The 18,096-nt window shown below is 70.1% G+C and carries 15 protein-coding genes and 1 tRNA gene; 11 read left to right on the forward strand and 5 right to left on the reverse strand.

What is annotated here, in order from left to right; all coding sequences use genetic code 11:
* The first annotated feature begins 352 nt into the window (after positions 1–352).
* From purS to purM, 9 genes are all read left to right on the forward strand, one after another.
* Positions 353–616: a phosphoribosylformylglycinamidine synthase subunit PurS gene (gene purS / locus ACQY0Z_RS07730; RefSeq protein WP_006133353.1), complete on the forward strand. Its 264-nt coding sequence runs from the start codon at positions 353–355 to the stop codon at positions 614–616.
* Entirely contained in the window at positions 613–1,293 is a 681-nt protein-coding gene (purQ, locus tag ACQY0Z_RS07735; protein ID WP_048460403.1) for a phosphoribosylformylglycinamidine synthase subunit PurQ, read from the forward strand. Before purS ends, purQ begins: the two co-directional genes overlap by 4 nt.
* Positions 1,290–3,548, forward strand: a complete 2,259-nt coding sequence (purL, locus tag ACQY0Z_RS07740; protein ID WP_439812008.1) for a phosphoribosylformylglycinamidine synthase subunit PurL — start codon at positions 1,290–1,292, stop codon at positions 3,546–3,548. Before purQ ends, purL begins: the two co-directional genes overlap by 4 nt.
* Before the next feature lie 150 nt (positions 3,549–3,698).
* Positions 3,699–4,199 carry an ArsR/SmtB family transcription factor gene (locus tag ACQY0Z_RS07745; protein WP_439812009.1) on the forward strand — a complete coding sequence of 167 codons (501 nt, stop codon included), beginning with the start codon at positions 3,699–3,701 and terminating at the stop codon, positions 4,197–4,199.
* A 26-nt stretch (positions 4,200–4,225) separates the two neighbouring features.
* A complete protein-coding gene (locus ACQY0Z_RS07750) occupies positions 4,226–5,062 on the forward strand; it encodes a M23 family metallopeptidase (RefSeq protein ID WP_439812010.1) in 837 nt (278 codons plus the stop codon).
* Between the two features lie 9 nt (positions 5,063–5,071).
* On the forward strand, positions 5,072–5,869 hold the full coding sequence (locus ACQY0Z_RS07755) for a maleylpyruvate isomerase family mycothiol-dependent enzyme (RefSeq protein WP_189897296.1): 798 nt from the start codon (positions 5,072–5,074) through the stop codon (positions 5,867–5,869).
* A gap of 76 nt (positions 5,870–5,945) precedes the next feature.
* A complete protein-coding gene (locus tag ACQY0Z_RS07760; protein ID WP_254585764.1) occupies positions 5,946–6,731 on the forward strand; it encodes an META domain-containing protein in 786 nt (261 codons plus the stop codon).
* A gap of 62 nt (positions 6,732–6,793) precedes the next feature.
* A complete protein-coding gene (gene purF / locus ACQY0Z_RS07765; protein ID WP_189897300.1) occupies positions 6,794–8,320 on the forward strand; it encodes an amidophosphoribosyltransferase in 1,527 nt (508 codons plus the stop codon).
* A gap of 33 nt (positions 8,321–8,353) precedes the next feature.
* The gene (gene purM / locus ACQY0Z_RS07770; RefSeq protein WP_189897302.1) at positions 8,354–9,421 is read left to right on the forward strand and encodes a phosphoribosylformylglycinamidine cyclo-ligase; all 1,068 of its coding nucleotides are present in this window, start codon (positions 8,354–8,356) and stop codon (positions 9,419–9,421) included.
* A 123-nt stretch (positions 9,422–9,544) separates the two neighbouring features.
* On the opposite strand, the gene ACQY0Z_RS07775 is transcribed toward purM, so the two are convergent.
* Positions 9,545–9,793 carry a DUF3073 domain-containing protein gene (locus ACQY0Z_RS07775; RefSeq protein ID WP_006133346.1) on the reverse strand — a complete coding sequence of 83 codons (249 nt, stop codon included), beginning with the start codon at positions 9,791–9,793 and terminating at the stop codon, positions 9,545–9,547.
* A 317-nt stretch (positions 9,794–10,110) separates the two neighbouring features.
* Positions 10,111–11,199, reverse strand: a complete 1,089-nt coding sequence (locus ACQY0Z_RS07780; RefSeq protein WP_189897304.1) for a Leu/Phe/Val dehydrogenase — start codon at positions 11,197–11,199, stop codon at positions 10,111–10,113.
* 219 nt (positions 11,200–11,418) lie between these two features.
* On the opposite strand from ACQY0Z_RS07780, the gene ACQY0Z_RS07785 reads away from it, so the two are divergent.
* Together ACQY0Z_RS07785 and bldC are read left to right on the forward strand one after the other, a co-directional pair.
* Positions 11,419–12,261 (forward strand): hypothetical protein, encoded by an 843-nt coding sequence (locus ACQY0Z_RS07785; RefSeq protein WP_381729741.1) that lies wholly within the window; start codon positions 11,419–11,421, stop codon positions 12,259–12,261.
* Between the two features lie 540 nt (positions 12,262–12,801).
* Entirely contained in the window at positions 12,802–13,008 is a 207-nt protein-coding gene (gene bldC / locus ACQY0Z_RS07790) for a developmental transcriptional regulator BldC (protein ID WP_003949541.1), read from the forward strand.
* 436 nt (positions 13,009–13,444) lie between these two features.
* On the opposite strand, the gene ACQY0Z_RS07795 is transcribed toward bldC, so the two are convergent.
* The 3 genes from ACQY0Z_RS07795 to hrpA form a co-directional block, all read right to left on the reverse strand.
* Positions 13,445–13,675 (reverse strand): DUF6274 family protein, encoded by a 231-nt coding sequence (locus ACQY0Z_RS07795; protein ID WP_189897308.1) that lies wholly within the window; start codon positions 13,673–13,675, stop codon positions 13,445–13,447.
* 219 nt (positions 13,676–13,894) lie between these two features.
* A tRNA-Asp gene (locus tag ACQY0Z_RS07800) sits at positions 13,895–13,969 on the reverse strand.
* Between the two features lie 91 nt (positions 13,970–14,060).
* On the reverse strand, positions 14,061–18,041 hold the full coding sequence (gene hrpA, locus ACQY0Z_RS07805) for an ATP-dependent RNA helicase HrpA (protein ID WP_189897310.1): 3,981 nt from the start codon (positions 18,039–18,041) through the stop codon (positions 14,061–14,063).
* Positions 18,042–18,096: the final 55 nt, after the last annotated feature.

Below are 18,096 nucleotides of genomic sequence, written 5' to 3' on the forward strand. Positions count from 1 at the left end.
TATCGGTCCCTTCGTGCGACACCTCTTCCGTCCGGACGTCCGTGACGACGTGCCGGTACGGTCGCCGAGATGTCGGCTGTCCGCCTGTAATCGGGCAAAGTATCTGCTAATGACAATTCATTTGTACAGTGCCCGGCAATGCAATGGGAAGCCCGACTAAATCTTCCCGCGTGTCCGGGCGCAATAGCGATGTGAGGAAGAACGCCGATCTTTCCCGGATCTTTTCCAGCGCGTCTCCCCGCGATGCCGAATCGTGACGGCGCTCACGTAGTTTCCTACAACTCTACTCGCGTAGAAATTTTGTGCGGGTAGTCTGAAGGGACCTGCTCAGCACCACACACCGGGAGTGCCAGTGGCACGCGTCGTAGTCGACGTCATGCTCAAGCCGGAGATCCTCGACCCCCAGGGCCAGGCGGTGCAGCGCGCACTGCCGCGTCTGGGTTTCGAAGGGATCTCGGACGTCCGTCAGGGAAAGCGATTCGAACTGGAAGTTGACGGGCCGGTCGACGAGGCCGCGCTCGCCCGTATCCATGATCTTGCCGAATCCTTCCTCGCCAACACCGTGATCGAGGACTTCACCGTCCGCGTCGAGGAAGTCGCGGAGGCGGCCAAGTGACCGCTCGTATTGGCGTCGTCACTTTCCCGGGCAGTCTCGACGACCGGGACACCCAGCGCGCGATCCGCGTCGCGGGTGCCGAACCCGTCGCCCTCTGGCACAAGGACAAGGACCTCAAGCAGGTCGACGCCGTGGTGCTCTGCGGCGGTTTCAGTTACGGCGACTATCTGCGCGCCGGCGCCATCGCGCGCTTCTCGCCGGTCATGGACACCGTCATCGACCAGGCCAAGGCCGGTCTGCCGGTCCTCGGCATCTGCAACGGCTTCCAGATCCTCACCGAGGCGCACCTGCTCCCCGGCGGCATGCTGGGCAACGACCACCTGCACTTCATCTGCCGCGACCAGAAGCTGCGGGTGGAGAACGCGGACACCGCCTGGACCACGGACTACGAGGCCGGCCAGGAGATCCACATCCCGCTGAAGAACATGGACGGCCGCTACGTCGCCGATCGGCGGACGCTGGACGAGCTGGAGGCCGAGGGCCGCGTCGCCTTCCGCTACCTCGACTTCAACCCGAACGGCTCGCTCAACGACATCGCCGGCATCACCAACGCGGCCGGGAACGTCGTCGGTCTCATGCCGCACCCCGAGCACGCCGTCGAGTCGCTGATCGGTACGGGCCGTACCGACGGCCTGCCCTTCTTCACGTCGATCCTCAAGAAGCTGGTCAACGCATGAGCAAGACGCCCCTGGACACGGTCGAGCACGCGGCCGCGACCCCCGACGTCGAGCTGCCCTGGGCCGAGCTGGGCCTGAAGAAGGACGAGTACGAGCGGGTCGTGGAGATCCTCGGCCGCCGCCCGACCGGCGCCGAACTCGCCATGTACTCCGTCATGTGGTCCGAGCACTGCTCGTACAAGTCCTCCAAGGTCCACCTCCGCCAGTTCGGCGAGAAGGCCCCCGAGTCCGACGCCCTGCTCGTCGGCATCGGCGAGAACGCGGGCGTCGTGGACGTCGGCCAGGGCTACGCCGTCACCTTCAAGGTCGAGTCGCACAACCATCCGTCGTACGTCGAGCCCTACCAGGGAGCGGCCACCGGCGTCGGCGGCATCGTGCGCGACATCATCGCGATGGGCGCGCGCCCGGTCGCCGTGGTCGACCCCCTGCGCTTCGGCGCGGCCGACCACCCCGACACCAAGCGGGTGCTTCCCGGCGTGGTCGCCGGCATCGGCGGCTACGGCAACTGCCTGGGCCTGCCCAACATCGGCGGCGAGGTCGTCTTCGACGCCTGCTACCAGGGCAACCCGCTGGTCAACGCGGGCGCCATCGGCGTCATGCGGCACGAGGACATCCACCTCGCCAAGGCCTCCGGCGCCGGCAACAAGGTCATCCTCTACGGGGCCCGCACCGGCGGCGACGGCATCGGCGGCGCGTCGATCCTCGCCTCCGAGACCTTCGACGACGCCAAGCCGTCGAAGCGCCCCGCGGTGCAGGTCGGCGACCCCTTCCAGGAGAAGCTGCTCATCGAGTGCACCCTGGAGGCCTTCGCCGAGAAGCTCGTCGTCGGCATCCAGGACCTCGGCGCGGCCGGCCTGTCCTGCGCCACCTCCGAGCTGGCCTCCAACGGCTCCGGCGGCATGACCGTCGTGCTGGACGACGTCCCGCTGCGCGACTCCACGCTCTCGCCCGAGGAGATCCTCATGAGCGAGTCGCAGGAGCGCATGTGCGCCGTCGTGGAGCCCGGCAAGGTCGACCGCTTCCTCGAGATCTGCGACAAGTGGGACGTCATCGCCACCGTCATCGGAGAGGTGACCGACGGCGACCGCCTGGAGATCTTCTGGCACGGCGAGAAGATCGTCGACGTCGACCCGCGCACGGTCGCCCACGAGGGCCCCACCTACGAGCGCCCCTACGCCCGCCCCGCCTGGCAGGACGAGCTGCAGGCGGACGACGCCGGCAAGCTGCCCCGCCCGCAGAGCGGCGAGGAGCTGAAGGACCAGGTCCTCAAGCTGGTCGCCTCGCCCAACCAGGCGTCCAAGCAGTGGATCACCCAGCAGTACGACCACTTCGTGCAGGGCAACACCGTTCTCGCCCAGCCCGAGGACTCCGGCATGATCCGCATCGACGAGGCGTCGGGCCTCGGCATCGCGATCGCCACCGACGGCAACGGCCGGTACGCCAAGCTCGACCCCTACACGGGCGCGCAGCTGGCCCTCGCCGAGGCGTACCGCAACGTGGCGACGACCGGCGCCAAGCCGCTCGCCGTCTCCGACTGCCTCAACTTCGGCTCGCCCGAGGACCCGGCGGTCATGTGGCAGTTCGCGGAGGCCGTGCGCGGTCTGGCCGACGGCTGTCAGCAGCTCGGCACGCCGGTGACCGGCGGCAACGTCTCGCTCTACAACCAGACGGGAGAGGCCGCCATCCACCCGACGCCGGTGGTCGCCGTCCTCGGCGTCATCGACGACGTGGCCCGCCGCACCCCCGTCGCCTTCCAGGAGGAGGGCCAGCTCCTCTACCTCCTCGGCGACACCCGCGAGGAGTTCGGCGGCTCGGCCTGGTCCCAGGTCGTCCACGACCACCTCGGCGGCCTGCCCCCGAAGGTCGACCTGGAGCGTGAGCGGCTGCTCGGCGAGATCCTGATCTCCGCCTCCCGCGACGGCATGATCGACTCCGCGCACGACCTGTCCGACGGCGGTCTGATCCAGGCCGTGGTCGAGTCGGCGCTGCTCGGCGGCAAGGGCGCGCGTCTGGTGGTGCCCGACGGGCTGGACGCGTTCACCTTCCTGTTCTCCGAGTCGGCCGGCCGCGCGATCGTCGCCGTGCCGCGCTCGGAGGAGGTCCGCTTCAACGACATGTGCGGTGCGCGCGGCCTCCCGGCCACCCGCATCGGCGTCGTCGACGGCGACACGGTCGAGGTCCAGGGCCAGTTCTCCCTCCCTCTGACCGACCTGCGCGAGGCCCACGAGGGGACGATCCCGGCGCTGCTGGCCTGAGTCGCAGTACCTCACGCATGCGAAGCCCCCGCTTTTTCGGCGGGGGCTTCGTCGTGTCCGGACGCCGGGCCGGGGGCGGTCGCCCGGTGGTTGTCCACAGGTGTGCACAGCCCCTTGCGCAATATTACGTAGTTACGTAATCTCGAAGCCGTGGAACTGGAAGAGCGCATGACCGAGCTGGAGCGCCGTATCGCGGCGCTCGAAGTGGCCGACCGCACGGCTCCCCAGGTGGGGGAGGGCGACCTCTGGGCCCTGGAAGGGCTCAAGGAGCAGCTCGCCGAGCTGAAGGCCGCCGACGGAGGCGTGCTGTTCACGGGCGCGGTGCGGCTGCCGACCGGTGAGCGGTACGACTGGCAGCACGGCGCGCTCACCTCGGACCTGCTCACCTACGAGTGGCCGGACGCCGCCGAGTCCTTCGCGGCCCTCGGCCACCCGGTCCGGCTCCGGCTGCTCCGCGAGATAACGGACGGCCGTCGCACCGCCGCCGAACTGGCGGAGCTGGACGACATCGGCACGACCGGGCAGATCTACCACCACCTGCGCCAGCTCACCGCCGCCGGCTGGCTGCACAGCACCGGCCGGGGCCGCCACGAGGTCCCGGCGGGCCGGGTGGTGCCGCTGCTGGTGGCGCTGGCGGCTGCGCGGCCCTGACCGCACCGACGAGCACTGGGGGAAGCATGTCCGCACGCAAACTCGCCATGACCACGGTCCGGGCGCTCCAGATCGGATTCTTCGCCCTGGTGATCGCCCATGTGGCGCTGGACCTCGGCCACCCGGTGTGGTGGGACTTCCTGCCGCTGGTGCTGGCGTACGCCGTGCTGATCGTCGTCAACCGGTGGGGCGGAGCCCCGGACAGCCCCCGCGCGGCCCGGGTACCCGTCGAGGTCGAGCCCCCGGTCACCGGCCGCTGGATCGCGCTGAACAGCCCGGCCGACCACACGCCCAGCCACCACACCCACGCCTACGGCCAGACCTTCGCCATCGACGTGGTCGCCGAGCCCGAACCGGGCTCCCGCCCGGCCTTCCGCATGCTGTGGCCGACAGCCCGGCGCAACGCCGGCTTCCCCGCCTACGGCGCCCCGCTGCACGCGGTGGCCGACGCCACCGTCGTCCGGGCCACCGACACGGCACGCGATCACCTCAGCCGCAGCTCGCTGCCCGCGCTCGCGTATCTGATGATCCTCGAGGCGAACGTCCGCGACCTGCTCGGCGCCGGGAAAATCCTCGGAAACCACGTGATCCTCGACCTCGGCGACGGCACGTACGCCCTCTACGCCCACCTCCGGCGCGGCTCCCTGACCGTCCGCGAGGGCGAGCGGGTGCGCCGGGGCCAGGTCATCGCCCAGGTCGGCAACTCGGGCAACTCCACCGAGCCCCACCTGCACTTCCAGCTCATGGACGGCCCCGACCCGGACACCGCGCGCGGCATACCGTTCAGCTGGCGCGGCACGGGCGTCCCCCGCAACAACGAGGTGTTCGAGATCCCGGCCCGGCCTGTCGGCGCCCGCGCATAGGCTTCCGCCATGCCACCGGCCAGGAAACGCCCCCGCTCCTACGACCCCGCCAAGACCCGCGCCGCCGTGCTGGCCCAGTTCGGGAACGTGCGCGCCGCGGTCGGCGCCCTCACCCCGGAGCAGCTCGCCGCGCCGACCCGGCTCGGCGACTGGACCGTCCGGGAGCTGGTCGCCCACATCGGCACCGCGCTGCTGGCCGTCGACCGGCTGCTGGACGAGCCGGAGCCCGCCGGGCAGGACGCCCGGCTGACCGACTGGCCCGCCGCCATCGCCGCCGACGCGGGGGCCATCGCCGACACCGCGCACCGGCTCGCGGCCGGCCACCCCGACCTCGGCGCCTACCTGGCGGACGCCGAGCGGCGCTTCACCGCCCGCCTCGACGCCCACCCGAGCGGCCGGCTGCTCCCGACCAGCGCGGGCGCCCTGCCCCTCACCGACTACGTGGTCACCCGCGCCGTGGAGCTGGTCGTCCACACCGACGACCTGAACGCCGCCGTCCCCGGCCTGGACGTCCCGTACGACCGGCAGGCGCTGGCCACCTGCGTGCGGCTGCTGGCCGACGCGCTGGCCGCGAAGGCGCCCGGCGGCTCCACGGAGGTGCGCGTCCCGCCGTTCGCGGTGGTGCAGTGCGTCGAGGGACCCCGGCACACCCGCGGCACCCCGCCGAACGTGGTGGAGACCGACCCGCTCACCTGGATCCGGCTGGCCTCCGGGCGGCTCTCCTGGCCGGACGCCGTGGACTCCGCCGAGGTCAGTGCCAGCGGGGAGCGCGCCGACCTCGGGCCGTACCTGCCGCTGCTCGGCTGAGCGGCGGCGGAGAAGCGGCGGGAAAGCGGCGGCGAAACCGGGGGAACCGCCTGCTCCGCCTCTCCGTCGAAGCGGCATGGACCGACAGACGCACACCTCGCGCAGGACCCTCGCGGCCGTCGCCGTGCTCGTCGTCCCGCTCGCCGCGGCCTGCGGCAGCGAGAAGGCGGGCGCCGGCAGCGACGCCGCCGAGGCGGAGCGGCCGGTCACCGGCGTCCGCTGGACCGTCGACAGCGTCACCGTGGACGGCGCCACGCACCGCGCCCCCGACGGCGCCCACCTCACCCTCGGCGAGGACGGCCGGGCCACCGGCAGCTACGGCTGCAACCTCTTCGAGGCCCGCCTCCGCACCGACGGCGACCGCGTCCGCCTCTCCGACCCGGAGACCACCCTGCGGGCCTGCGACGACCAGGTCATGGCGGGCGAGAGCGCCGTCTCCCGCGCCCTGGCCGCCGGAGAGCTGAAGGCCGACGTCAACGGCGACCGCCTCACGCTGACCACCGCGTCCGGCGACACCGTGCGCCTCACCGAGGCGAAGGACCGCCCTCTGCACGGCACCCGCTGGAACGTCACCACCCCCGACGGCGCGGGCCGCGCCCACCTCACCTTCGATCAGCAGGACGGCACGGTCTCCGGGAACCTGGGCTGCAACCAGGTCAACGCGAGGGCCACCGTGCGCGACGGCCATATCACCCTCGGCCTCCCGTCCCTGACCCGAATGATGTGCGAAGACTCACTCATGGACGCCGAGAAGGCCCTGACGAAGCTCTTCGACGGCGCAGCCCGGTACGCGGTCGACGGTGACACCCTCACGCTGACCAGCGAAAACGGAACCGAGGTACGGGCCGTCGCGGCCCGCTGATCCAGCCGCGGGGCCGCATCCCGCATTCGGACCAGTGGTCGATCTCGCCTACACTCGGAGGCGTGCCACGTGGTGACGGACGACTCAACCACGACCTGCTCCCCGGCGAGAAAGGCCCCCAGGACGCTTGCGGCGTCTTCGGTGTCTGGGCTCCGGGCGAAGAGGTCGCCAAGCTCACGTACTTCGGGCTCTACGCCCTCCAGCATCGGGGCCAGGAATCCGCGGGAATCGCGGTCAGCAACGGCTCCCAGATCCTCGTCTTCAAGGACATGGGCCTGGTGTCCCAGGTCTTCGACGAGACCTCCCTCGGTTCTCTCCAGGGACACATCGCGGTCGGTCACGCCCGCTACTCGACCACCGGTGCCTCCGTGTGGGAGAACGCCCAGCCGACGTTCCGCGCGACCGCGCACGGTTCCATCGCGCTCGGCCACAACGGCAACCTGGTCAACACGGCGGAGCTCGCCGAGATGGTCGCCGAGCTCCCCAAGGAGAACGGCCGCGCGCCCAAGGTGGCCGCGACCAACGACACCGACCTGATCACCGCCCTGCTGGCCGGCCAGCGCGCCGCAGACGGCGAGCCGGTCACCGTGGAGCAGGCCGCGCACGTGGTCCTGCCCAAGGTCAAGGGCGCCTTCAGCCTCGTCTTCATGGACGAGAACACCCTCTACGCCGCCCGTGACCCGCAGGGCATCCGCCCGCTGGTCCTCGGCCGGCTGGAGCGCGGCTGGGTGGTCGCCTCCGAGTCCGCCGCCCTCGACATCTGCGGCGCCGCTTACGTCCGCGAGATAGAGCCGGGCGAGTTCGTCGCCATCGACGAGAACGGCCTGCGAACGTCCCGATTCGCGGAAGCGAAGCCCAAGGGATGCGTCTTCGAGTACGTGTACCTGGCCCGCCCCGACACCGACATCGCCGGCCGGAACGTCTACCTCTCGCGCGTCGAGATGGGTCGCAAGCTCGCCGCGGAGTCGCCGGTCGAGGCCGATCTGGTGATACCGACGCCGGAGTCCGGCACCCCCGCCGCCATCGGCTACGCGGAGGCCTCCGGCATCCCCTTCGGCGCCGGCCTGGTCAAGAACGCGTACGTCGGCCGTACGTTCATCCAGCCCTCGCAGACCATCCGGCAGCTCGGCATCCGGCTGAAGCTGAACCCGCTCAAGGAAGTCATCAAGGGCAAGCGCCTGGTCGTCGTCGACGACTCCATCGTGCGCGGCAACACCCAGCGGGCCCTGGTCCGCATGCTCCGTGAGGCGGGCGCCGCCGAGGTCCACATCCGGATCTCCTCGCCGCCCGTGAAGTGGCCCTGCTTCTTCGGCATCGACTTCGCCACCCGCGCCGAGCTGATCGCCAACGGCATGACCATCGAGGAGATCGGCACCTCGCTCGGCGCCGACTCCCTGGCGTACATCTCGCTCGACGGCATGATCGAGGCGACCACCATCGCCAAGCCCAACCTGTGCCGCGCCTGCTTCGACGGCGAGTACCCGATGGACCTGCCCGACCCCGAGCTCCTCGGCAAGCAGCTGCTGGAGACCGAGCTGGCCGCAGGCACCGCCGCCCCGGCCGCGGTCGACGCGATCCGCCGCCCGTAAGCCCTGACGGACGACACGAAAGCTCTCACAGCCATGTCCCAGAACACTGGTGCCAGCTACGCAGCGGCGGGCGTCGACATCGAAGCGGGCGACCGCGCGGTCGAGCTGATGAAGGAGTGGGTGAAGAAGACGCAGCGCCCCGAGGTCCTCGGCGGCCTCGGCGGATTCGCCGGCCTCTTCGACGCCTCCGCCCTGAAGAACTACGAGCGCCCGCTGCTCGCCTCCGCCACGGACGGCGTCGGCACCAAGGTCGACATCGCCCGCCGCATGGGCGTCTACGACTCCATCGGGCACGACCTGGTCGCCATGGTCATGGACGACATCGTGGTGTGCGGCGCCGAGCCGCTGTTCATGACCGACTACATCTGCGTCGGCAAGGTCCACCCCGAGCGTGTCGCGGCCGTCGTCAAGGGCATCGCCGAGGGCTGTGTGCTGGCCGGATGCGCCCTGGTGGGCGGCGAGACGGCCGAACACCCCGGTCTGCTGGGTCCGGACGACTTCGACGTCGCCGGGGCCGGCACGGGCGTCGTGGAGGCCGACCGTCTGCTCGGCGCCGACCGCATCCGTTCGGGTGACGCGGTGATCGCCATGGCGTCCTCCGGACTTCACTCCAACGGCTACTCGCTCGTCCGCCACGTACTGCTCGACCAGGCGGGTCTGTCGCTGGACGCCCGGATCGACGAGCTGGGCCGCACCCTCGGCGAGGAGCTGCTGGAGCCCACCAAGATCTACTCGCTGGACTGCCTGTCGCTGATCCACACCACCGAGGTGCACGCGTTCAGCCACGTCACCGGCGGCGGACTCGCGGCCAATCTGGCCCGGGTGATCCCGGACGGGCTGCACGCCACGGTGGACCGCTCCACCTGGACGCCCGGACCGGTGTTCGACCTGGTCGGCCGGACCGGCTCGGTCGAGCGGCTGGAGCTGGAGAAGACGCTGAACATGGGCGTCGGCATGATCGCGATCGTGCCGCAGGAGTCCGTCGACGTGGCGCTCACGACGCTCGCCGACCGCGGCGTGGAGTCCTGGGTGGCCGGCGAGATCACCGAGCGCGGGGACCACACCACGGGTGCTGCTCTTGTCGGTGACTACGCGAACTGAGCACGGAAAGGCTGCCCGCCCGGTCACCGGGCGGGCAGCACACCGGCCGACGGAGCCGGTCCGGGCAGCACTGAACCCGGCGGGTGACCTGGGTCACCGACCGGGTTCAAGCTTCACGCAAGGTCAAGCGCCGCGACGCTGTTGCGAGGACGGGCCGTCCTCGTCCTCCTCGTCGTCCTCGTAGAGGTCGGCGTACTTTGCGTACAGGTCGTCGTCTTGCTCATCGTCCTCGAAACGATCACCGTTCGGTGACTGATTCGACGTCGATGCGCCCAGCTCCTCGGCCAGGCGTGAGAGGTCAGTCCCACCGCTGTTGTACTTCAGCTGGCGGGCGACCTTCGTCTGCTTGGCCTTGGCCCGGCCGCGCCCCATGGCTCGACCCCCTCAACGACGGGGCTCGACGGCCCCAGAGTCTTGACACGCGTTCATGGTCCAGAACGGGCTCTCCGTGGAGAGACCGGTCCGTAGGGCTTCCACGGTACCTGAGCCCGCGCCCATACGGTACGTCGCCCGCATGACGTGCCCGCGCCCGGGACCGTCGAGGCGCCCTGTCCTCGCTGGTCAACCGCGATTTTAACCACTTATCGCCGGTCGACCCGCCGGGAGAAGTGAGAGTTCTCTCCAAGTGCCCCCCGGCGGGTACCGCTCATGTGTGCGAACGCACCCCGATCGGGGGGCCCGCACGGACCTCATCGCAGCGGACGCGCCTCCGCCATCCGCTGCTCGGCGATCCGGTCGGCCGCGGCGGCCGGCGGAATACCGTCCTCCTTCGCACGTGCGAATATGGCGAGCGTGGTGTCGAAGATCTTCGACGCCTTCGCCTTGCACCGGTCGAAGTCAAAGCCGTGCAGCTCGTCCGCCACCTGGATCACGCCGCCGGCGTTCACCACGTAGTCCGGCGCGTAGAGGATCCCGCGGTCGGCGAGGTCCTTCTCCACACCCGGGTGGGCGAGCTGGTTGTTGGCCGCGCCGCAGACCACCTTGGCGGTCAGCACGGGCACGGTGTCGTCGTTCAGGGCGCCGCCGAGCGCACACGGGGCGTAGATGTCCAGGCCCTCGGTGCGGATCAGCGTCTCGGTGTCGGCCACGGCCGACACGCCCTCGGGGTGCCGGTCGAGAATCCGGCGGACGGCGTCCTCACGCACATCGGTGATCACGACCTCGGCGCCCTCGGCCCGCAGGTGCTCCACCAGGTGGTGCCCGACCTTGCCCACGCCCGCCACGCCGACCTTGCGGTCCCGCAGCGACGGGTCGCCCCACAGGTGCTGGGCGGCGGCCCGCATGCCCTGGTAGACGCCGTAGGAGGTGAGCACCGACGAGTCGCCCGCGCCGCCGTTCTCGGGGGAGCGGCCGGTGGTCCAGCGGCACTCCCGGGCCACGACGTCCATGTCGGCGACATAGGTGCCGACGTCGCACGCGGTGACGTAGCGGCCGCCGAGGGAGGCGACGAACCGGCCGTAGGCCAGCAGCAGCTCCTCGGTCTTGATCCGCTCCGGGTCGCCGATGATCACGGCCTTGCCGCCGCCGTGGTCGAGACCGGCCATGGCGTTCTTGTACGACATCCCGCGCGCGAGGTTGAGCGCGTCGGCGACGGCCTCCTCCTCGGAGGCGTACGGGTAGAACCGCGTACCGCCGAGCGCGGGGCCCAGCGCGGTGGAGTGGATGGCGATGACGGCCTTGAGGCCGCTGGCACGGTCCTGGCAGAGCACGACTTGCTCGTGGCCGCCCTGGTCCGAACGGAACAGGGTGTGCAGGACGCCGTCAGATACGTCGGTCACTGTGGTGACTCCTGAGTAAGTAGCGGCGGGTGGGACGGCTCCCGTACGGGTGGCGGGGGCTGTGGCACGAGAGTAGATCCTTACCCGCCGGTCGGCGGCACCGTGTCCCGGATCACCTCCGTCCGGAGTACCGCGTGCGACGATTTGCCGGGGTTTCCCACCCGTCCGGGCGGAGTCCCGGCAGGTTTTCGCGGCGGTCCGCGGGGGAGGGAGCAGAGCGTGACCAAGGTGTCCTCGGTGATCGTCCCCTACGCCTCCTACCTGCGCGTGTACGAACCACTGGCCGCCTTCCCCGAGCCGGAGCGCGGCCACTGGGAGCGGTACGCCCGGCGCGACGACCTCCCCTCGTACCAGGAGGAGCTGCGCCGGTCGCTGGCCGACCTCGCGGCGGTCCCGCCGGCGCCGGTCCCGGTGCACGAGAGCGGCGACGCCTTCGTGCTGGAGACGGACGGCGAGGTCCGGGTCTGCCCGTGGCGCACCCGGCTGCGCGGCTGGCAGGCCCTGGGCGAGCTCGCGGAGGAGTACCCGCTGCCGGTCCTGGACGCCCTGCTGCCCCCGGTCGTGCGGCACGAGGCGAGCCGGGACTACGAGCGCTGGCTGGCCGAGCACCCCGACGCGCGCCCGTGGATCCGCACCTCCACCTGGCAGGTGCCGATCAACTGGTTCGTGCTCTTCACCGACGAGGAGCGCCAGTACGCCAAGGGCTCCGCCGGCGAGGTCCCGGTCCTGCGCTACCGCACGCCCATGGTCCAGGCGCGGCGCCGGGTGGCGCGGGCGCTGCGGGCGCTGCGGGACGCCGTGGACGAGAGCCTGCTGATCGACGGCCTGGTGGACGTCGGCCGCTGGCTGGAGGAGTTCCACCCGCGCTCGCTGGTCGAGCTGGACTACGGGGGACTGGTGCACGCCGTGCCGGCCGGCGCCCTGGCGGACGACCACTCGGCGGCCGACGTCGGCGAGGGGATCGCGGCACTGCGGCGGGGCGACGAAGGGGGTGCGGCGGACGCGTACGGGCGCCTCGTCGAGCGCTGGCGCGCGGTCCGTGACCTGCGATCGGCGAACTGACGTTTGACCAAACGCCCTTCTTGGGGTTTTGTCTTCGCCCTGAGGCTCGTTGAAGTCGCGTCAATCCGGATGCGACATCGGACGTAGCAGCCTTACCGGGCGTAAGTCCCAAGCGTGTCAAGCGTGACGGACCGCACGCACAAGACTCTTGCGCCCCTTGCCCCTCCTCATGCCAAAATAGGACAAGGAGTCCGGGGAGGACTCCTCCGTCCTGCTGTGCTCCACTATGGGCGGAATCTCAGCATTGCACGCTTTGGGGGGTCCGGTGACTCCTGCGCGTTGCTGTGACTGATCGTCACAGGGGCGTGACTGTCCGCTATGGCATGGTCCATCGGCTTCCGCGGCTGATGAGCACCTGGGAGGGCAATTCCATCGGTTTGGCCGACGTGGCTGGACAGATGGTGTAGTTGTAGTGCCGAGGACAAGCCGTTCGTCCTATAACCGACTCGACTCGCGTCCGCCATTTCGGGCAACGCGGGTCAAGGTGCAGAATTTAGAGGAAAGAACCGAGAAGGTTCGGTTCTCCCGAGGAGGCCGCTCATGACCGCTCGCACCCCTGATGCCGAGCCGCTGCTGACCCCCGCTGAGGTTGCCACCATGTTCCGCGTCGACCCGAAGACGGTCACGCGCTGGGCGAAGGCCGGCAAGCTCACGTCGATCCGCACGCTCGGCGGCCACCGCCGCTACCGCGAGGCCGAGGTCCGCGCACTGCTCGCGGGCATCCCGCAGCAGCGCAGCGAGGCCTGAACCTGCATGAACCGGGCAGAACCGGCTGGTCCCCCACCGGCCGCGACGCCCGGGAACTTTAGCTCCAAGCGACGCGGGGACTGCCCCAACAGCCCCCTCGCCCCACCGAATCAGAGCTTCACAGCCAACTGAACACCGGGTGCGTCGTCGATCGCGCTGGACTCCGCCGAGTCCAGCGCGATCTTTTTTGTGCGCCGGTGGTGGGTCTCCGTGCGGGGCCGGACGGCCTCAACGGCCTTCTGTGCGCGGGCTTGTCGGAGTCTGAGGGCGCCTGTGGGATCAGCTGTGGAGGGGCCGGGGCGGAGTACTCGGGAGAGTGCAATTGCACATATTAAATTGACCTGTTGTAGGCGAGGCGTAAGTTCCACCCTTGTGAAAACTCATGCGGTGACACCCGTCACAGACCAGTTGGGTTGTTGAGCCGACGGCATATGCGCTAGACGGAACGCGCGTCGGCGGCCGCTTGTTCCTGGGGGTCCTCGGCGGGTTCGGGCGGCCCCTGGGGCGCCTCCGGGGCCTCGGCGCCGTCGAGGGGCGCGGAGTCCATCGCCAGACGCTGGAGACGGTGGCAGACCGGGCAGTGACGGGTGAGATGCCGGTACGACGACGCGGCCGCGAGATGCGCGCGGAGCAGCGCCCGTGTCTCATGCCTGGCCGATGCCGTCATGCCCCACCTCCGGTCCCCCCACGGACACATGTCCTGTTCCTGGAGTACCGAGGGACCGCGAGGCCGTCAAGACGGCGCAGGCGCCCGCGAGAAGGGCGTCGGGGTCCCTCTCGGGGCACGGCCTGCGGAGGAGCCTTCACGGCGCCTCCGGGCTGTCCTGACGGGTCCGCACATGCGGAAGGCCCGCCATCCCTTACGGGGGGCGGGCCTTCCGGTATGCGGTCCTGACGGGATTTGAACCCGCGGCCTCCACCTTGACAGGGTGGCGAGCACTCCAAACTGCTCCACAGGACCTCAGTCGCGGCGCTTTCCTGCGTTGCGCTGCGAGAAGGACTGTACAGGAGCAGGAGCCCCCTGGTCGAACTCACCCTGTGTACGGTTCCCGTCACGGCGCGGCGGCGTCGATCGCCTTGACGATCCGCTTGTCCGACACGGGGTACGCCGTGCCCAGCGCGTGCGCGAAATAGCTGACCCGCAGCTCCTCGATCATCCAGCGGATGTCCCGCACCTGCTGCGGCACCGGCCGCCCCCGCGGCATCTGCTCCAGGAGCCAGGCGTACTCGTCCTGCATCTCGTGGACCTTCGCCATGCGCGTGGTGTCCCGCTGCACGTTCGTCGGCATCTGCTGGAGCCGGCGGTCCGCGGCCACCAGGTAGCGCATCAGGTCCGGCAGCCGGCGCAGCCCCGCCTCGGTCACGAAGCCCGGCTTCACCAACGCGTCCAGCTGCGTGCGGACGTCCTGGAGGTTCGGCAGCAGCGCGGGGCTGCGGACGCCCTTCAGACGGCGCTCACAGGCCTGCCAGGCGGCCAGCACCTGCTGCACCTGCCCGACCGCTCGGACCGTCGTGTCGACGATCTCCGCGCGCACCTTGTCGAACAGCTTCCGGTACGACTCCTCGTCCCACACCGGGCCGCCGAAGTCCGCGATCAGCTTGTCCGCCGCGGCCATGGCGCAGTCGTCGAACAGCGCCTGCACCGAACCGTGCGGATTGGCGGACAGGGCGAGCTTCTGAGGATTGGTCAGCTTCTCGGACGCGAACTTCGCGGGGTTGACCGGGATGTTCAGCAGGATCAGCCGCCGGGTGCCCTTCCACATCGCCTCCGCCTGCTCGGCCTCCGAGTCGAACAGCCGCACCGACACCGAGTCGCCGTCGTCCACCAGAGCCGGATACGCCTTCACCGGCTGGCCGGCCCTGCGCGTCTCGAACACCCGGGTGAGCGAACCGATCGTCCAGTCCGTCAGCCCCTTGCGCTCCAGCGACTCCCCGCCCTGACGCTGCGCCGTGGCGGCCGCCGCCTGCGACAGCGCCTTGCGCGCCTTGGGACGCAGCTTGAGCTTCAGCGCCTCCAGGTCCTTGTCCTCGGCGAGCGTGCGGCGCCGCTCGTCGACGATCCTGAACGTCACCTTCAAGTGGTCGGGGACACGGGACCAGTCGAAGTCCTCCGCCTCGAACGGCACCCCGACCATCCGCTTCAGCTCGCGGGCCATCGTGACGGTCAGCGGCTCCTGCAGTGGCACGGCCCGCTCCAGGAACGCCTTCGCGTAGTTCGGCGCCGGCACGTAGTTGCGCCGGATCGGCTTGGGCAGGGAGCGGATCAGCTCCGTGACGACCTCTTCGCGCAGACCCGGGATCTGCCAGTCGAAGCCCTCGTCCGTGACCTGGTTCAGCACCTGGAGCGGGATGTGGACGGTCACGCCGTCCGCGTCCGCGCCGGGCTCGAACTGGTACGTCACACGGAACGTGAGCGGGCCCTGGCGCCAGGTGTCGGGGTAGTCGGCCTTGGTGACCGCGTCCGCCGACTCACGGATCAGCATCTCCCGCTCGAAGTCGAGGAAGTCGGGCTGCTCGCGCCGCTTGTGCTTCCACCACGAGTCGAAGTGCGCCCCCGACACCACATGGTCGGGGATCCGCTGGTCGTAGAAGTCGAAGAGGGTCTCGTCGTCGACCAGGATGTCCCGGCGCCGCGCCCGGTGCTCCAGTTCCTCGACCTCGGTCAGCAGTTTGCGGTTGTCCGCGAAGAACTTGTGGTGCGTGCGCCAGTCGCCCTCGACCAGGGCGTTGCGGATGAACAGCTCCCGGGACAGCTCCGGGTCGATCCGCCCGTAGTTCACCTTCCGCTGCGCCACGATCGGCACGCCGTACAGCGTGACCTTCTCGTACGCCATCACGGCCGCCTGGTCCTTCTCCCAGTGCGGCTCGCTGTAGGTGCGCTTGACCAGGTGCTCGGCGAGCGGCTCGACCCACTCCGGCTCGATCTTCGCGTTGACCCGCGCCCACAGCCGGGACGTCTCCACCAGCTCCGCCGACATCACGAACCGCGGCGGCTTCTTGAACAGCGCGGAGCCCGGGAAGATGGCGAACTTGGCGTTGCGCGCGCCGAGGTACTCGTTGCGCCCGCCCTCGCGCCGGCCGCCGCCCTGACCGGAGTCCTTGGACTCCTTCACGTCCTTCATGCCGATGTGCGAGAGCAGACCGGCCAGCAGGGAGACGTGGATGCGGTCGGCGGGGGCGTCCTGGTCGTCGAGGTGGATCCCCATCTGCTTGGCGACGGTCCGCAGTTGGGCGTAGATGTCCTGCCACTCGCGGATGCGCAGGAAGTTCAGGTACTCCTGCTTGCACATCCGGCGGAACGACGAGGAGCCGCGCTCCTTCTGCTGCTCGCGGATGTACCGCCACAGGTTGAGGAACGCGAGGAAGTCGCTGGTCTCGTCGCGGAAGCGGGCGTGCTGCTGGTCGGCCTGCGTCTGCTTGTCGGCGGGCCGCTCGCGCGGGTCCTGGATCGACAGCGCGGCGGCGATGACCATGACCTCGCGGACGCAGCCGTTGCGCTCCGCCTCCAGCACCATGCGCGCCAGTCGCGGGTCCACCGGCAGCTGGGCCAGCTTCCGGCCGGTCTGCGTGAGGCGCTTGCGCGGGTCCTTCTGCGTGGGGTCCAGCGCGCCGAGCTCCTGGAGCAGCTGGACGCCGTCGCGGATGTTGCGGTGGTCCGGCGGGTCGATGAAGGGGAACTTCTCGATCTCACCCAGGCCGGCGGCCGTCATCTGGAGGATGACCGAGGCGAGGTTGGTCCGCAGGATCTCCGCGTCGGTGAACTCGGGACGGGAGAGGAAGTCCTCCTCGCTGTACAGCCGGATGCAGATGCCGTCCGAGGTACGGCCGCAGCGGCCCTTGCGCTGGTTGGCGCTGGCCTGCGAAACGGGCTCGATCGGCAGCCGCTGCACCTTGGTGCGGTGGCTGTAGCGCGAGATACGGGCGAAGCCGGGGTCGATGACGTACTTGATGCCGGGGACGGTGAGGGACGTCTCGGCCACGTTCGTCGCCAGCACGATCCGGCGGCCGCTGTGCTGCTGGAACACCCGGTGCTGCTCGGCGTGCGACAGCCGGGCGTACAGCGGCAGCACCTCGGTCGAGCGGTACCGCTTCTTGTTCAGCGCGTCCGCCGTGTCCCGGATCTCCCGCTCACCGGAGAGGAATACCAGGATGTCGCCGGGACCCTCCGCCATCAGCTCCTCGACGGCGTCGGTGATCGCGGTGATCTGGTCCCGGTCGGCGTCCTCGGAGTCCTCCTCCAGCAGCGGCCGGTAGCGCACCTCCACCGGATACGTCCGCCCGCTGACCTCGATGATCGGGGCGTCGCCGAAATGCCGGGAGAAGCGCTCGGGGTCGATGGTCGCCGAGGTGATGACGACCTTGAGGTCGGGACGCTTCGGCAGCAGCTGCGCGAGATAGCCGAGCAGGAAGTCGATGTTCAGGGACCGTTCGTGCGCCTCGTCGATGATGATCGTGTCGTAGGCGCGCAGTTCGCGGTCGGTCTGGATCTCCGCGAGCAGGATGCCGTCCGTCATCAGCTTGATGAACGTGGCTTCCGGGTCGACCTGGTCGGTGAAGCGGACCTTCCAGCCGACGGCCTCGCCGAGCGGGGTGTCCAGCTCCTCGGCGACCCGCTCGGCCACCGTACGGGCCGCGATCCGCCGGGGCTGGGTGTGCCCGATCATGCCGCGGACGCCGCGCCCCAGCTCCATGCAGATCTTCGGGATCTGCGTGGTCTTGCCGGAGCCCGTCTCACCGGCCACGATCACCACCTGGTGATCACGGATGGCCTCGGCGATGGCGTCCTTCTTCTGGCTGACGGGCAGCTGCTCGGGATACCGGACCTCCGGAACCCTGGCCCGGCGCGCCGCCATCCGCTCCTCGGCCGCGGCGACCTCCGCCTCGATCTCACCGAGCACGGCGGCACGCGCCTCCGGCTTACGGATCTTGCGGGCACCCTCGAGCCGCCTCCCGAGCCGGTGCGCATCGCGCAGCGACAGCTCGGAGAGGCGGGAGGCGAGAGAACCGAGGGCGGGGGCAGAGTGCGTAGACATACGGACTCCAGGATCTCAGACCGCGGAAAAAGGCGGCGAGCCATTTTGCCCGGGC

It is taken from the genome of Streptomyces sp. P9-2 (assembly GCF_051903975.1).
GTDB lineage: Bacteria > Actinomycetota > Actinomycetes > Streptomycetales > Streptomycetaceae > Streptomyces > Streptomyces cellulosae.

Coding starts and splice junctions, on each gene's coding strand:
- purL (WP_439812008.1), top strand. CDS start 1,290: ATGAGCAAGACGCCCCTGGACACGGTCGAGCACGCGGCCGCGACCCCC.
- hrpA (WP_189897310.1), bottom strand. CDS start 18,041: ATGTCTACGCACTCTGCCCCCGCCCTCGGTTCTCTCGCCTCCCGCCTC.
- bldC (WP_003949541.1), top strand. CDS start 12,802: ATGACCGCTCGCACCCCTGATGCCGAGCCGCTGCTGACCCCCGCTGAG.
- ACQY0Z_RS07750 (WP_439812010.1), top strand. CDS start 4,226: ATGTCCGCACGCAAACTCGCCATGACCACGGTCCGGGCGCTCCAGATC.
- ACQY0Z_RS07760 (WP_254585764.1), top strand. CDS start 5,946: ATGGACCGACAGACGCACACCTCGCGCAGGACCCTCGCGGCCGTCGCC.
- ACQY0Z_RS07775 (WP_006133346.1), bottom strand. CDS start 9,793: ATGGGGCGCGGCCGGGCCAAGGCCAAGCAGACGAAGGTCGCCCGCCAG.
- purM (WP_189897302.1), top strand. CDS start 8,354: ATGTCCCAGAACACTGGTGCCAGCTACGCAGCGGCGGGCGTCGACATC.
- ACQY0Z_RS07795 (WP_189897308.1), bottom strand. CDS start 13,675: ATGACGGCATCGGCCAGGCATGAGACACGGGCGCTGCTCCGCGCGCAT.
- ACQY0Z_RS07755 (WP_189897296.1), top strand. CDS start 5,072: ATGCCACCGGCCAGGAAACGCCCCCGCTCCTACGACCCCGCCAAGACC.